Genomic DNA, 14,318 nt, shown 5'->3' with positions numbered 1-14,318 from the left:
CTCTCCTATCCATGAAAATATGCCTGTGGATGAACCGTATGTTCCTTAGCATTCAGCTGTGCCAGTATCTTATCCTGATACATAAATGCTCTCTGAATACTCTGATAGCCAAACCTTCCACGGATCTCATCTACCACCTGGTCCATCTTTTTGATTTTTTCTCTCTTCGTTTCATCCATAAATAAATCAAGCTGATACGGCATCTCTTCTGATACCAGATCACATCCTCGAACACCAAGACTACGAATTGGATGTTCCCAATTATAGTTTTTCTGGAATAACTCAAATGCAGTTCTGGCAATTTCTTCTGTAAGATTACTTGCCCTGTCCAACTTGCACTGTCTCGTGAAATGATACAATCCATTATCCCGAATCGAGATTTCTACTGTCCTGCATTGAAAACCATTTTCACGAAGCCTGGCTCCTACACTTTCTGAAAGAGCCATCAAAATAATCTTCACGTCCAATTCACTAACAAGATCTCTTGGCGTTGTTGTACTGTTCCCGATAGACTTGATCGGTACTTTATATCCTTCTACCAAAACTGGAGTTTCATCCCATCCATTTGCAAAGGTATGAAGTACCAATCCCATCTTTCCAAGATATGTTTCTAATATAGAAGGTTCTGCTCCTGCCAGATCTCCGATTGTACAAATGCCAAGTTTCTTCATCGTCCGTTCAGTGCTTCTTCCGACCATGAGTAAATCACCTACTGGAAGTTTCCATGCAATATCCTTGTAATTGTCTTTGGAAAACTCTGTAATGGCATCCGGCTTTTTATAATCAGAACCGAGCTTTGCAAATATCTTATTCCAGGAAACACCAATACTTACGGTAACCCCCAGTTCATATTTAATCCGACTGCTGATCTCTTTTGCAATCTTCATTCCGTCTCCCTTGATAGAAGTACTGGCGGTCACATCCAGCCAGCTTTCATCAATCCCAAATGGTTCTCTCTGATCTGTGTATTCACTGTAAATCTCCTGTGCCATTCTGGAAAACCTCAAATAAAGATCCATGCGAGGCGGTACAAAGATTATTTCTGGGCAAACCTGTCTTGCCTGCCACAATGCCATGCCTGTTTTTACTCCGGCTCGCTTCGCAATATAGTTTGCAGTCAGCACAATTCCATGTCTTGCTTCCGGATCACCACCGACTGCCATCGGCTTCCCGGCAAGTTCTGGATGATGCAGCATCTCAACACTTGCGTAAAAGCAATTCATATCTGAATGAAGAATTGTCCTGCTCATAACATTCACCTACCAGTCTTAAAAATCATAATAAAAGTTCTTTGCTTCATATTGACTTTGTGAAGTTTATAGATTATAATTTCTACTAACTTCACGAACATTTGTTTGTATTTTATACGTGATAATGAACTCTGTCAATAGTTTTTATAAAGTTGATGAAGTTACGATTTCAAAAACTTGGAAAGGATCCCACTATGAATTTTTCAGACAAGATTAAATATCAACGAGAACAAAATCATCTGACACAAAAAGAACTTGCAGAACTGGTCGGCGTATCCCAGCGTGCGATCGCAGCTTATGAAAGTTCCGGCACCATCGCACGAATCTCTACTATGAGAAAGCTCGCTCATGCATTGAATGTCTCTTACGATTATTTGAAACATGATGAGATCACAGATCCTTCTTACGGAATTGAAAAAATGGATTATATTGATGAAGTCAATGGACAGCTTGGTGAAAAAGGAGCCAGGGACATCAATGAGATTCTCGAAGCCAACCGTGCTCTTTTTGCTGGTGGCGAACTCGACGAAGAAGCAAAAGATGCTTTCTATCAGGCTGTAACCAAAGCATATCTTTCCTGTAAGATGGAAGCCAAAAAGACATTTGGACGGAAAAAGAAAAACACTGAAATGGAAAGTGATTCATAGGTGTCCGTATTTTCGTACAGCACTTTTGCTACTCTATACTTGCAGCAAACTATCTTATGAAATATCGAGGTGTTTTTATGAGTTCAAAATGTATAAGAGACACTGTTAATAAAGTAAAAGCAAAATATCAGGAAAGTGATCCGTACCGCCTTGCAGCCGCTATGCATATTATTGTTAAAAAGCTTCCGCTTGGAACTGATCCAAACTGTTGCAAAGGCTTCTGTATGCGGGAATGTCGAAAGACCTGCATCGTCATTAACTGCGACCTACCGGAAATCATACAGCAGATTATCCTGATCCACGAGATCGGTCACGCACTCCTTCATCAGAAACCCCTTCAGATCAAGTGTTTTCATGATTTTGAATTATTCGATGGAGTGTCACAATGTGAATATGAAGCGAATTGCTTTGCCGCTGATTATCTTCTGGAAGATGAAGATGTCCTGGAGATGCTTAACGCTGATATGTCCTTTTTCCAGGCTGCCGCAGAACTGAAAGTTCCACCGGAACTTCTTGATTTCAAATTCCGAATGATGAAACGAAGCGGCGTTCAGATTGTAGATTCTCCGATTACTTCCAACAGTGACTTTTTAAAAGATATCCCTACTTCTGGAATAATAGAAAATTACTAAACATACTATTTTTGAAAAAGGAGCGTTTTGAATATGATTAACTTAAATAAACGTAGAATAGATTTTGGAAAAGGTGACGTAGGTATTGGTGTCATCGGAAACACTACTGATTCCGCACAGCTGGCATTTTATAACCAGAGTGCACGTCCCATCCATATAATTAAGAATCCAAATCAGATTCCTGGATTCGAACCCATGGAATTTGAAGAGGAACCTTTTATCATGAGCTTTTCCAATCCAGAAAGCATTGATGCAGTTATTTCAATTTTGCAACGTGCCAAATATATTATTTTCACTTCTAAAAGTGAACAGCAAAAATCAGAATAGATGAATGATGTATCTTATAAAGAATGACTGTCTAATCTCCAATGATCAGACAGCCATTTCTCATAAAATTCTTTAATACAAATCTCCCACATATCCATCTGATTCCAGATGCATATAGCACTCATCTACCTGCTCTGATTCCAGAATCTGCAAAACGTGTTCCATACCTGTAGCAAGTTCTTTTGTTTTTAACTCTTCCAGCGGAATCCAATAAACTCTTCCTTCTTCAGAACTCTTCATTTCTCCGCTAAACTTATCCGCTTTATACAGGGTAATGACATAATGCACTCCACTCTTATGCCAATGATATAATCCTCCAAGCTTCGGTGCTTCAATCGTAAGTCCTGTTTCTTCCCAGACTTCCCGAATCATAGATTTCTGAAAAATCTCATTTGCTTCTACATGACCGCCTGGAAAAGTTGTACCGGTATAGCTATCATTTACTTTATCCAGAGCCAGAACATTTCCTTTATCATCCTGAATCATACACATATTCATAAAACAGACCTTTTCAATCCGACTCTCATCTTTTTCATTCAGGGATTTTCTGACACGTTTGTTAATATCCGATCGTTTGGATTTATAATGCTTGAAGACCTCCCCATATGGGATCCAGATTTCTGCATCTTCGATTTTTTCATAAACAGAATCCACCACTTCTTCCAGATGTTTGTCATTCGGAAATGTGCATTTTTTCATATAATAATCTCTGGTTGCCTGAAACATCCATTCTGCAATCTTTTCTTTCTGCTTCATTTTTAACTGGGAATACTTCTTATTCGTTTGCAGTAGTCTCCCATCTATCATCTTATGGTTTTTCCGTGACATCGGTTCGACCTCTTTTCTTCTTTTTCATTCAGATTTTACTATACCACAGAATCATGCTTGCGTCATACTTCTGAGCTTCGATGTCCTCTTTTTCTTCTCTCAGTACCTTATTTATAGAGGGTTCTTTTTTAAGACTCTCTTCCGGCGGCTGTGCCACCGGTAAATAGCAAGGACAGGAAGTGTATATACACTTCCGAAAAACCAACAATTTAGGGAACCCTGCCCTAAATTAAAAACTCAGAAGCCACTACTTCGAAGAACCAATGAAAGGAGAATCTGCCTATGGCAAAGAGAAAAAGAAATATACAAATTTTGTTTTGTGTTTCCCCGGAAGAAAAGAAGCTGATTCGCAGAAAGATGATTGAATCAAAAACAAAAAATATGGGAGCTTACCTTCGTAAAATGGCAATCGACGGTTATATTGTCAATACAGACACTACTCCATTAAAGAAACAATACGAGGAAATGCATAAGATCGGTGTGAATATTAATCAGATTGCAAAGAAAGTAAACAGCACCGGAGGTCTGTATCCGGAAGAAATGCAAGAATTGAAAGAGCTGGTGAAAGAATTATGGCGTATCTTAAGATCTTCCCAATTAAAGTAACGGACAAGAAAGCTCTGGACTATATTACGAATCCTGATAAGACTGATGAAAAACTGTTAGTTTCCAGTTTTGGCTGTTCCCCGGAAACTGCAGATCTTGAATTTTCCATGACAAGAGAAATGGCGAAAAAGAATGGAATGGACAAAGGTGATAACCTGGCATTTCATCTGATTCAGTCGTTTAAACCTGGAGAAGTTGATGCCGAAAATGCCCATCGCTTAGGGCAGCAATTTGCAGATGAAGTACTGAAAGGAAAATATGAATACGTGATCAGCACCCATGTTGATAAAAATCATATCCACAATCACATCATCTTCAACGCTGCAAGTTTTGTTGATCATCACAAGTATGTTTCCAATAAGCGGAGCTACCATAAACTCTGCAGAATCAGTAATCGTATCTGTCACGAAAATGGACTTGCCACCAGTATGCCAACCGGAGAAAAAGGCAAAAGTTATAAGGAGAACATGGAATATCATCGTGGCACCAGTTGGAAAGCTAAACTTCGTGTTGCGGTTGATAAGGCAATCTGGTCCTCTATCAATTATGAAGAATTTTTACAGAAAATGCAGTTGGCAGGATATGAAATACGACAGGGAAAAAATTTATCCTTCCGGGCACCTGAGCAGAAAAATTTCACCTATATGAAATCTCTCGGAAGCTACTATACAGAAGAAAATGTCCGACTCCGCTTAGAGAAAAATCGTTATAAGACGAAAACTCCGAAGCCTTTGTCCAGAGAAGCTCGCCTGTATATCAATATCTCCACCTATATCACAACAGGCAATCGTGAATGCTTTGAACGCTGGGCAAAACTGAATAATCTGAAAGAAGCGGCACGCACCTTCAACTATCTTTCCGAAAATAACCTGCTGAATTATGAAGATTTCCAACAGCATCTTTCTGATGTTGATGCTTCTGTTAATGCGGCTGATCAGAGAATAATACAAATCAACAATGAGCTGAGTACACAGAAAGTCATTCAGAAACACTGTGATTCTTACCGGCTCTGCCGTAAGGTAATTGAAGATTGCAAATCTGCTAAAAATCCAAAAGCTTACCGGACCAAACATCAGGCAGAATACCAGCTCCACGATTCACTAAAAAAAGAGCTTCAGGATCTCGGTGTTACCAAAATCCCAAGCTCTAATAAAATCCAGAAGAGGATAGAAAATCTTGAATCTGAACAGGCTGCTACTGTCCGGGAAAAACAGGACTTGCAGAAAAAGCAGAAAACACTGGATATCATTAGACAGAATTTCACAGCACTACTTAATGCTCCGGAGATGCAAATTCCCGTATCAGAAAAAGAGCCAACTCTCTAAAAAGAAGAGGTACCTACTTTAACGGTGCCTCTTGCTTTTCGTCTAATCTATTTATATCTTCCTCTTTATGCAATTTCCCATATTACAGTTGCCGTATCAGTAACATTAATATCGTCTGCCTCAATATCTATATCATATGCTCCCGGTGCACTCATTTCACATTCCGTACACTCCATTAATCTCATTTCATTCAATGGCTTTGTTACAAAATCTATCTCTCCCCAAGAATAATCAATTGCCTGTATTTCACCCAATTTCACATTTGCTGCTGTTGTAAGCACCTGTGCCTTTTGAATGGAATCCTCGATTGCTTTATGTAACAGCTCATTTTTACATTTTTCTACATCTGCCACTGTATACTCAATAGAAAACTCTGGCCTTAATGAGCTATGAGCCAAAGCGTAAAGGACTTGCCCTAATCTTTTATTATCAGCTGCAAACTCTATTTTCATATGGTGATTATACTTATAACCTTTAAATCTTCGCTTCCAGCTCTTATCTCTGTCCTGATAGCTTTCATATTCTGTATCGACATTAAAATATACTGTTTTAAGGTCTTTTCTCTGAAAACCAAGTTTCTCAAACAAATCCTTGAGAAGCTCTGTATCTTCTGTTGACCTTCGGAGAGTATCTTCATATTCTTTGCAAAGTTCTTCCTTGTTGACATATAACCGGATTTTATCCGGCTTTACTGCTATTTTCCCTTTTCCTGTAACTTTAATTGTTCTCATCATCTTTGCTCTTCCTTTCATTCTCATTATATTCATACCCATTGATTAAAAGCTCTATCATCTTCTTTGTCATCTGAATATACTTACCAAACGGATTAATCACAATTCCATTCACCTGTTCCCAATTAAGTGCCAGACGAAGTATTTATTCAATAGACTGATTCATCTGCACATTTCCAGCAGAACCCTTATGCATCTCTTCAGAAGATGTAAATACTCCAATCCATTCTTTTTCATCAGCATCTTTTACAGTCTCTATTTTAAGTCTTACATCATGGTCAAGCGAAATCGTGTCACCAGCCTTTACTTTACTTATCTGTTCTTCCGACATAAAAGGATTTTCCGTGATATATGGAACAATAACTTCTCCTGCCTGCTGCATTCTTGTTACCATAACTTCCACAAATAACAGCATTCCATTTTTATCCTGCTGAATATAATACTGGTCGATTGCTGCCTCAATCATCTGATTTGCCTGTGTCTCATCCACTTCATCTGAATAAGTATCCACGCTCCTGCCAAGTACATGATCAAATTCATCAAGAACATCCGTCATCAGTCCCTTATCAATCCGGCTTTTACACTCTGCAATCAGCACAGCTGGGATCCCATAAAATGCTTCTGCAATACTTCCTGTAATAGCACCAAGCGTATCCGTATCTCCACCAAGTGATACTGCATTCCGTATGGCATCCTCAAAATCTTTGGATTCCAGAAATGCGATGATTGCCTCTGGTACTGTTTCCTGACAGCTTTCAACATGATGGTAGTAGGTTCGGATATTATCCAATGTTCTACTCAGATCATAATGAAATTCCCTCTCGATATAAGCTTTGATTTCTTCTTTTGAAGATCCATTCCTTGCCATATATATTGCACTTGCAGTTGACTCTGCACCCTTTATACCTTCTGGATGATTATGTGTCACATTCGCTGTAGCTCTAGCTACCTCTCTGGTTCTTTCCATCGAATCATAAAGCCAGCCTACCGCTGACACTCTCATGGCTGAACCATTTCCATAGCTTCCGTATGGCTTCGGATTATTTTCTTTAAGCCAATGTCTGAAGCATCCACCATAGCCTGCATGTGGATATCTTTTTCCCCAATCCTGCATATTGGATGCTACCGCATCTTCAATTTTCTTTACTGCTGCTTCCGGTCCGACTGCCAGGAGAGCTTCTCCAACTGCTATTGTCATAACAGAATCATCTGTAAAGCCACAGCCTTCACTAAACAAATCAAAATTCTTTGTTTTATCACCTCTGTCAAACTCAAACGGACTTCCTATAATATCTCCTAAAATTGCTCCGTACATATATGCCTCCAATTCCCGGATTACTCCGGCACCTCTCTTTCTCTGTTACAATATGAGTATAATTAAAAGGCATCTTCATATGGTCGCTGTTTGGGCGACACTTTCAGAAAATAAAAATGCCGGTACAATATTGCACCGACACTAATTTCTCTAATATTTTTCATTTTGTTCTGACCATACTGGCGTACCATATTTTTTTCTTGCCACATCGCAAATTGCCATTAAAGCATAATAATTAACCCGATTAGGATAATGCACAGCAGGGTGATAATAATCAAGCACCAATGTATCCTTCCAAAGCGCCAACATATTATCCCATGTATCATCATTCTGTAATTCTTCCCCTAATACAAGTTTCAATAGACTGAGATTATTCCCACATACAATGATATCCGGTTGTATAATTTCCAATTCACGCTTTATTTCCAGCCTGTCTTCAAGTGCGTATTTTTTCAAATCTTCATATTCAGATTCGCTTCCGCCATTGCTTTTTTTCACATTGACCACTGCAATACGGTCTATGATTTCTTTTTCCTTAGAACGTAATACTTCATCGTCATACTCACAGATATTATCGTTAAATGCATTATATATTGCCTGTGTCCATATTGCTACCTTTCTCCACATAGTCCATGGACGTTCACAATCATGCAAGCCTTGATAATTTCGGATAAGGGCGAGGAAGTCACGGATTCCCCGTGATTTCTCGTAGCTTTCATTAAGAGTTTCCGTCACCTCTTTCAGCCTTGCTTCAATTTCAAGCTGCTCTTTCTGGTATTTCCCCGACATCATCTCAAAATTCCGCTCGGTAATACGCTCCATGACCTTATCCTCGTAGAGAGAGGAAAACAGCCTGTCCAGTTCCGCAAGGCGTTTGTTCAGCTTCTTACGTTCTTTCTCTAATGCTTTCGCCCTGCTCTGGTCTGTTTCCGTGAGCCGCTTTTCTATGGCCCTGACCGCCTTTTCATCATTCACTGCCATATCCGCAAAACAGTTGATGTCGGCAAGAACGGCATTGAATAAATCCCTTGCTTCTATATTGTGGGCACTACACTCGCTTCTTCCGTTTCTTGCATAATTATTACATGAATACTGTACACAGTCGATAATCTCTGGGCGTTTCCTCCTGTGTACGTTCATTGCCCGCAGAGCACATCCGCAGTCCACACACTTGATAACGCCTGCAAAAATATTTACAAATCCTCCCTTGTTCTGTGGAAGCCTACGACTTGTAATAAGCTGTTGGACAATATCAAATTCCTCCTGCGTGACTATTCCCTCATGGGTATTGGGTATCACTTCCCATTCTTCGGGCAGCTTAGAGGGGCGTTTCTTGCTTTTCATATTGGCGGCAATCCGTTTGTAGCCTACAAGATTTCCCGCATATATCGGGCTTCTTAAAATGCTCCTCACGCTGTTCCCACTCCAAATATAGCGTTTGTCCTCGTTCCCCTCAAAATGACGTTCAAAGCCTGTTTCGCCACGCTCCGCCGCATAAGCGGCAGGGCGTAGGATATGCTGTTTATTAAGATGTCTGCAAATTTTGGCAACTCCATTCCCTTTTAATGCAAGGTCGAATATCTCTTTTACAACATGTGCCACTTTATCATCTATCAGCAGATGGTTGTGGTCGGCAGGGTCTTTGATATAGCCATAAGGGGCGGTAGTTCCCATGAATTTCCCCTGTTGAAACCTCGCCCGATATGCCGATTTTATCTTAACAGATATGTCAGCGGCATACATTTCGTTTAAAATGTTGCGGAAAGGCGTGATGTCCATAGCAGATTTATTCAAGGTATCTACGCCGTCATTGACCGCTATATACCTCACGTTATGCTCTGGGAAGAAAACTTCCAGATATAACCCACAATCAAGATAGTTTCTCCCCAGACGGGATAAATCTTTCGTAATCACGCAGTTTATCAGACCGCTTTCAATGTCTTTTATCATATTCTGGAAACTTGGTCTTTGGAAAGCTGACGTTAGATAACGATACTTTTGAAAACACTGGAAAATCAAGGTTTTTCGAGCGACGGACAAGCAGGGTATTGTACTAAAAACTGAATACGACGCAGAAGCGGCGTTTCTTACTCTCTACATGGGAGAACAGGAACGCCGCTTTTTTCATGCCCTTTGTTACGCAGTAGGGGCAGAAAAAGCCTTGCTACAAGCGGTTTTCCGGGCGCGTATCTGGCGCGGAAAGGGATTTATACCTTATCCCCCGAAACCGCGCTTCTACTGCGTAACAAATCCAAAGCAAAGGAGCTATGAACTATGGCAGTTTTCAGAGTGGAACGAAACAAGGGCTATACCGTAATGAGCAACCACCACCTACGCAACAAGGAGCTTTCCCTAAAGGCAAAGGGGCTGTTGTCGCAAATGCTGTCACTCCCCGAAGATTGGGACTACACCTTGAAAGGCTTATCCCTTATCAACCGGGAGAAGATAGACGCTATCCGCGAAGCCATTAAGGAACTTGAACGCGCCGGGTATATCGTCCGTTCAAGGGAGCGCGACGAGAAAGGACGCTTGCGGGGCGCGGACTATGTGATATTCGAGCAGCCGCAGCCGCCTACGCCGGATTTACCTACATTGGAAAATCCAACATTGGATAATCCAATGCAGGAAAAACCAACATTGGAAAAACCTACGTTGGAAAATCCAACGCAATTAAATAAAGATATACAAAGAACTGACTTACCAAAAAAAGAAAAATCAAATACAGATTTATCAAGTACCCATTCCATTCCTATCCTTTCCCCTAACCCCTCTCCTTGCAGAGAAGCGGCTGCGCCGCCGGAACGGAAAGGAACGGAAGCGGCAGCACAGAGCGCAGTTGATATATACCGGGAAATCATCAAGGACAATATCGACTACCACATTCTCAAACAGGACATGAAGTTTGACAGTGACAGGCTGGACGAGATTGTAGACCTCATGCTTGAAACCGTATGCACCGCCAGAAAGCGGGTACGGATTGCGGGGGACGACTACCCGGCAGAGCTTGTGAAGTCAAAGTTTATGAAACTAGACGGCGAGCATATCCGCTTTGTGCTTGACTGTATGCGGGAGAACACAACCAAAATCCGCAACATCAAGCAATATCTGAAAGCCGCCCTTTTCAACGCCCCGTCCACAATCGGCAACTACTACACTTCCCTTGTCGCCCATGACATGGCAAGCGGCGCACTGTCACCGAAAAAGCCGCAGTACGGCGACCCGGACTATTATTCATGCAATGAGGGCGAAAGCCTGTAACCACCCACAACCACAAAAGGAGGATTTTATTATGGCACAGAAAATGACAGGAGCATTGGTATTTGACGAGCGCACCGACCGTTACGACATCCGCTTTGACTTAAACAGCTACTACGGGGGCTTGCATTGCGGCGAGTGCTTTGACGTATTCGTGCGGGGCAAGTGGAAGCCGACCCGGATTGAGTACGGCGACAACTGGTATCTTGTGGGTATCAGAGCCGAGGACTTGAACGGGCTGCGGGTGCGTATCTGACCGCCGCCCCATAAAGAAACGCGAAAGGAGGACGCGACAAATTGCAGGACGAAGTAAACGAAAAGACCATAGCCCTTTACATCAAGACCGGGAAGCTGACCGCGCAGACGCTCCAAAAGGCAATGAAAGCCATACTGTCAAAGGGCAAAAAGCAGCTTGCAAAACCGCCACAGGGCAAGCAGAGCTTAAAGCAGCTTATGAAGCAGAACGCGGGCGTTTCCAACATTGAGATTACCGAGGGCAATATCAAAGCCTTTGAGAGTACGGCGAAAAAGTACGGTATCGACTTTGCGCTGAAAAAGGACGCGACGGAAAGCCCGCCCCGCTATCTGGTTTTCTTCAAGGGGCGGGACGCGGACGTACTGACCGCAGCCTTTAAGGAATTTTCCGCAAAAAAGCTGACACAGGAGAAAAAGCCCTCAATCCGAAAGCTGCTCTCTACCCTCAAAGAAGCTGCACAGGGCAGAAACGCGGAACGGGCAAAGGTCAAGAACAAGGACAGGGAGGTATCGCTATGAAGCCGGAAATCAAGAAGCTGCTTATCCTAAATCTCCCGTATCTGCTCTTTGTCTGGCTCTTTGATAAAGTGGGCGCGGCTGTCCGGCTCTCCCCCGGCGCGGACGCAAGCGCAAAGCTGCTACATCTTGGGGACGGTTTTACCGCCGCCTTTTCCAGTATCGCGCCGAGCTTCCACCCGGCAGACTTAGCTTTAGGCATTGCGGGGGCGGTCATTGTCCGGCTGATTATCTACACCAAAGGCAAGAACGCGAAGAAATACCGCCGCGGGACAGAATACGGTTCGGCGCGTTGGGGCGGGGCTGACGACATAAAGCCGTACACCGACCCGGTATTTGAGAACAATATCCCCTTAACGCAGACGGAACGGCTCACCATGAACAGCCGCCCGAAGCAGCCGAAATACGCAAGAAACAAAAATATCCTTGTAATCGGCGGTTCCGGCAGCGGCAAGACCCGGTTCTTTGTGAAACCGTCGCTCATGCAATGTACGTCAAAGGATTTTCCAACGTCGTATATCGTCACTGACCCGAAAGGAACACTGATTTTGGAAACCGGGAAAATGTTACAGCGGTACAAATACCGTATCAAAGTGCTAAATACGATTAACTTCAAAAAATCCATGAAATACAATCCCTTTGCCTATCTGCGGAGCGAAAAGGACATTTTGAAGTTAGTCAATACCATTATCGCCAACACCAAAGGCGACGGGGAAAAATCCGGCGAGGATTTCTGGGTGAAAGCGGAAAAGCTCTACTACACCGCGCTAATCGGCTACATCTGGTATGAAGCCCCGGAGGACGAGAAGAACTTCACGACGCTGCTTGAGATGATAAATGCGTCGGAAGCCCGCGAGGACGACGAGGATTTCCAGAACCCGGTTGACCTCATGTTTGAACGTCTGGAAGAAAAAGACCCGGAACATTTTGCAGTCAAGCAGTACAAAAAATACAAACTTGCGGCGGGCAAGACCGCAAAAAGCATACTTATCTCATGCGGCGCGAGGTTAGCCCCATTCGACATTAAGGAGCTGCGGGAGCTTATGGAAACCGACGAAATGGAGCTTGACACCATAGGCGACAGAAAGACCGCCCTTTTCGTCATCATCAGCGACACCGACGACACTTTTAACTTTGTCGTTTCAATCCTTTACACACAGCTATTCAACCTCTTGTGCGACAAGGCAGATGATGAATACGGCGGGCGGCTTCCCGTCCATGTTAGGTGCTTACTTGATGAATTTGCGAATATCGGGCAGATACCAAAGTTTGAAAAGCTCATTGCAACGATACGGAGCCGGGAAATATCCGCGTCAATCATCTTGCAGAGCCAGTCACAGCTAAAAGCCATTTACAAAGACAACGCCGATACCATAGTCGGCAACTGCGACACCACGCTTTTCTTGGGCGGCAAGGAGAAAATCACCCTTAAAGAAATATCGGAAATTTTAGGAAAAGAAACGATAGACAGCTTTAACACGTCCGAAACAAGGGGGCGGGAGCTTTCGCATGGGCTGAACTATCAGAAATTGGGAAAGCAGCTTATGACGGAAGATGAAATTGCAGTCATGGACGGAGGGAAATGTATCTTGCAGCTACGCGGGGTGCGCCCGTTCTTTTCGGACAAATTCGACATAACGAAGCACCCGAAATACAAGTACCTGTCCGACGCAGACCCGAAGAACGCCTTTGACATGGAAAAGCACCTTAAACGCCGCCCCGCCATTGTCAAGCCCGACGAGGTTTTTGACTATTACGAGCTTGACGCGGCAGACTTACAGGAGGACGCAGACCATGAGGAAACGTAGCGCAGAGGAAAAACAAAAGCAGCTTGAACGGTTTTTAATGAATGTTGCGGAAGCCGCCGACGCTGCATTATGGGAGTATTGGCGGGAAAAGGAAGCGGAACACCGCCGTTTTGCAACGGAGTATGTCACGCGCCGGGGGCTTATCCCGCAACAGTGACAGCATGGCAGACCGCCGGGGGACAGGGGAAGCTACACTTCCCCTACGCTGCCTTGCGGCAGCTACCCCTTTGTGAACTTGCGGGAAGCGAACACCTTGCTACGCAAGCTATTCACTTCCCGCAAGTCTGAAAAAAACGTCCGGCAGCACAGCGGAACACAGAAAGGAGCGATTGAAGCAATCACATCTATCCATACCGGCTACATGATACGCGCCCCCACTTTCCGGCGCAGTACACAGCGGCAGGAGCCGCACCCCTTACAACTGAATACCGCCGCGCCGCAGAACTTACGCAGCGCGGGGACAGCCGCCTTTACCAGAGGGCGGTTTTTTTGTGCGGCGGCGACCATACGCTGACCGCCTTTTGTCCGCTTGCCGGACAGCCGCAGACGCGGCAGAAAGGATATATTTATGGCATTTTTCAATAGCGCAGTAGACGTTTTGCAGACCCTTGTTGTAGCACTTGGAGCCGGGCTTGGTATCTGGGGCGTAATCAATCTGATGGAGGGCTACGGCAATGACAATCGTGCGACACGTTCGTAAGTGAAAAGCTTGCGCACAAAGTCGAAGGGCAATTGTAGCCCGAAACTTTGGAGAACTGATATTCCGATGGGTGAAATGAGGGGGTAACGTCCCGAAGCGCCACCCTAATACTCCGAATGGCGG

The 14,318-nt window shown here is 43.5% G+C and carries 15 protein-coding genes and 1 pseudogene; 11 read left to right on the top strand and 5 right to left on the bottom strand.

The features are described 5' to 3' along the window. Positions 1-5: 5 nt before the first annotated feature. Positions 6-1,250 (bottom strand): DNA polymerase IV, encoded by a 1,245-nt coding sequence (dinB, locus tag ACTNES_RS04695; RefSeq protein WP_044924451.1) that lies wholly within the window; start codon positions 1,248-1,250, stop codon positions 6-8. A gap of 194 nt (positions 1,251-1,444) precedes the next feature. On the opposite strand from dinB, the gene ACTNES_RS04690 reads away from it, so the two are divergent. From ACTNES_RS04690 to ACTNES_RS04680, 3 genes are all read left to right on the top strand, one after another. After that, complete coding sequence (locus ACTNES_RS04690) at positions 1,445-1,897, top strand: helix-turn-helix domain-containing protein (RefSeq protein ID WP_026650128.1); 453 nt, start codon at positions 1,445-1,447, stop codon at positions 1,895-1,897. Between the two features lie 77 nt (positions 1,898-1,974). Next, positions 1,975-2,529: an ImmA/IrrE family metallo-endopeptidase gene (locus tag ACTNES_RS04685; RefSeq protein WP_026650129.1), complete on the top strand. Its 555-nt coding sequence runs from the start codon at positions 1,975-1,977 to the stop codon at positions 2,527-2,529. Between the two features lie 33 nt (positions 2,530-2,562). Beyond that, positions 2,563-2,856, top strand: coding sequence for a hypothetical protein (locus tag ACTNES_RS04680; protein ID WP_135325647.1), 294 nt, complete (start codon positions 2,563-2,565; stop codon positions 2,854-2,856). A gap of 72 nt (positions 2,857-2,928) precedes the next feature. Here the strand turns inward: ACTNES_RS04680 and ACTNES_RS04675 are convergent, their stop codons facing one another. Further along, a complete protein-coding gene (locus ACTNES_RS04675; protein WP_135325646.1) occupies positions 2,929-3,684 on the bottom strand; it encodes an 8-oxo-dGTP diphosphatase in 756 nt (251 codons plus the stop codon). Between the two features lie 282 nt (positions 3,685-3,966). Here ACTNES_RS04675 and ACTNES_RS04670 point away from each other — a divergent pair, with 282 nt between their 5' ends. After that, entirely contained in the window at positions 3,967-4,290 is a 324-nt protein-coding gene (locus ACTNES_RS04670) for a MobC family plasmid mobilization relaxosome protein (RefSeq protein ID WP_441038643.1), read from the top strand. Then, positions 4,257-5,615 (top strand): relaxase/mobilization nuclease domain-containing protein, encoded by a 1,359-nt coding sequence (locus ACTNES_RS04665; RefSeq protein ID WP_349084713.1) that lies wholly within the window; start codon positions 4,257-4,259, stop codon positions 5,613-5,615. Before ACTNES_RS04670 ends, ACTNES_RS04665 begins: the two co-directional genes overlap by 34 nt. Positions 5,616-5,680: 65 nt before the next feature. Here the strand turns inward: ACTNES_RS04665 and ACTNES_RS04660 are convergent, their stop codons facing one another. From ACTNES_RS04660 to ACTNES_RS04650, 3 genes and pseudogenes are all read right to left on the bottom strand, one after another. Next, complete coding sequence (locus ACTNES_RS04660) at positions 5,681-6,349, bottom strand: SIMPL domain-containing protein (RefSeq protein WP_026648895.1); 669 nt, start codon at positions 6,347-6,349, stop codon at positions 5,681-5,683. A 142-nt stretch (positions 6,350-6,491) separates the two neighbouring features. Then, on the bottom strand, positions 6,492-7,661 hold the full coding sequence (locus tag ACTNES_RS04655) for an ADP-ribosylglycohydrolase family protein (RefSeq protein ID WP_441038641.1): 1,170 nt from the start codon (positions 7,659-7,661) through the stop codon (positions 6,492-6,494). A 639-nt stretch (positions 7,662-8,300) separates the two neighbouring features. Continuing rightward, a pseudogene (locus ACTNES_RS04650) lies at positions 8,301-9,650 on the bottom strand (recombinase family protein); the annotation flags it as partial. A 285-nt stretch (positions 9,651-9,935) separates the two neighbouring features. On the opposite strand from ACTNES_RS04650, the gene ACTNES_RS04645 reads away from it, so the two are divergent. The 6 genes from ACTNES_RS04645 to ACTNES_RS04620 all read left to right on the top strand — a co-directional run bounded on the left by ACTNES_RS04645 (position 9,936) and on the right by ACTNES_RS04620 (position 14,195). Then, complete coding sequence (locus ACTNES_RS04645; protein WP_007037034.1) at positions 9,936-10,919, top strand: DUF6017 domain-containing protein; 984 nt, start codon at positions 9,936-9,938, stop codon at positions 10,917-10,919. Between the two features lie 31 nt (positions 10,920-10,950). Then, positions 10,951-11,172: a DUF5348 domain-containing protein gene (locus tag ACTNES_RS04640; protein WP_002569164.1), complete on the top strand. Its 222-nt coding sequence runs from the start codon at positions 10,951-10,953 to the stop codon at positions 11,170-11,172. 41 nt (positions 11,173-11,213) lie between these two features. Beyond that, the gene (locus ACTNES_RS04635) at positions 11,214-11,690 is read left to right on the top strand and encodes a PcfB family protein (RefSeq protein ID WP_007037035.1); all 477 of its coding nucleotides are present in this window, start codon (positions 11,214-11,216) and stop codon (positions 11,688-11,690) included. Beyond that, positions 11,687-13,495, top strand: coding sequence for a VirD4-like conjugal transfer protein, CD1115 family (locus tag ACTNES_RS04630; protein ID WP_441038639.1), 1,809 nt, complete (start codon positions 11,687-11,689; stop codon positions 13,493-13,495). The genes ACTNES_RS04635 and ACTNES_RS04630 overlap by 4 nt, the downstream gene beginning before the upstream one ends. After that, the gene (locus tag ACTNES_RS04625) at positions 13,482-13,652 is read left to right on the top strand and encodes a hypothetical protein (protein WP_002569167.1); all 171 of its coding nucleotides are present in this window, start codon (positions 13,482-13,484) and stop codon (positions 13,650-13,652) included. The genes ACTNES_RS04630 and ACTNES_RS04625 overlap by 14 nt, the downstream gene beginning before the upstream one ends. Before the next feature lie 411 nt (positions 13,653-14,063). Beyond that, positions 14,064-14,195 (top strand): Maff2 family mobile element protein, encoded by a 132-nt coding sequence (locus tag ACTNES_RS04620; protein WP_034222532.1) that lies wholly within the window; start codon positions 14,064-14,066, stop codon positions 14,193-14,195. Positions 14,196-14,318 lie beyond the last annotated feature (123 nt).

This window comes from Blautia sp. HCP3S3_D9 (genome assembly GCF_052063845.1).
In the GTDB taxonomy this organism is placed as follows: Bacteria; Bacillota; Clostridia; order Lachnospirales; family Lachnospiraceae; genus Blautia_A.
The sequence above is the reverse complement of the archived record's forward strand: the minus strand, read 5'-3'. Positions and strand labels throughout refer to the sequence as shown.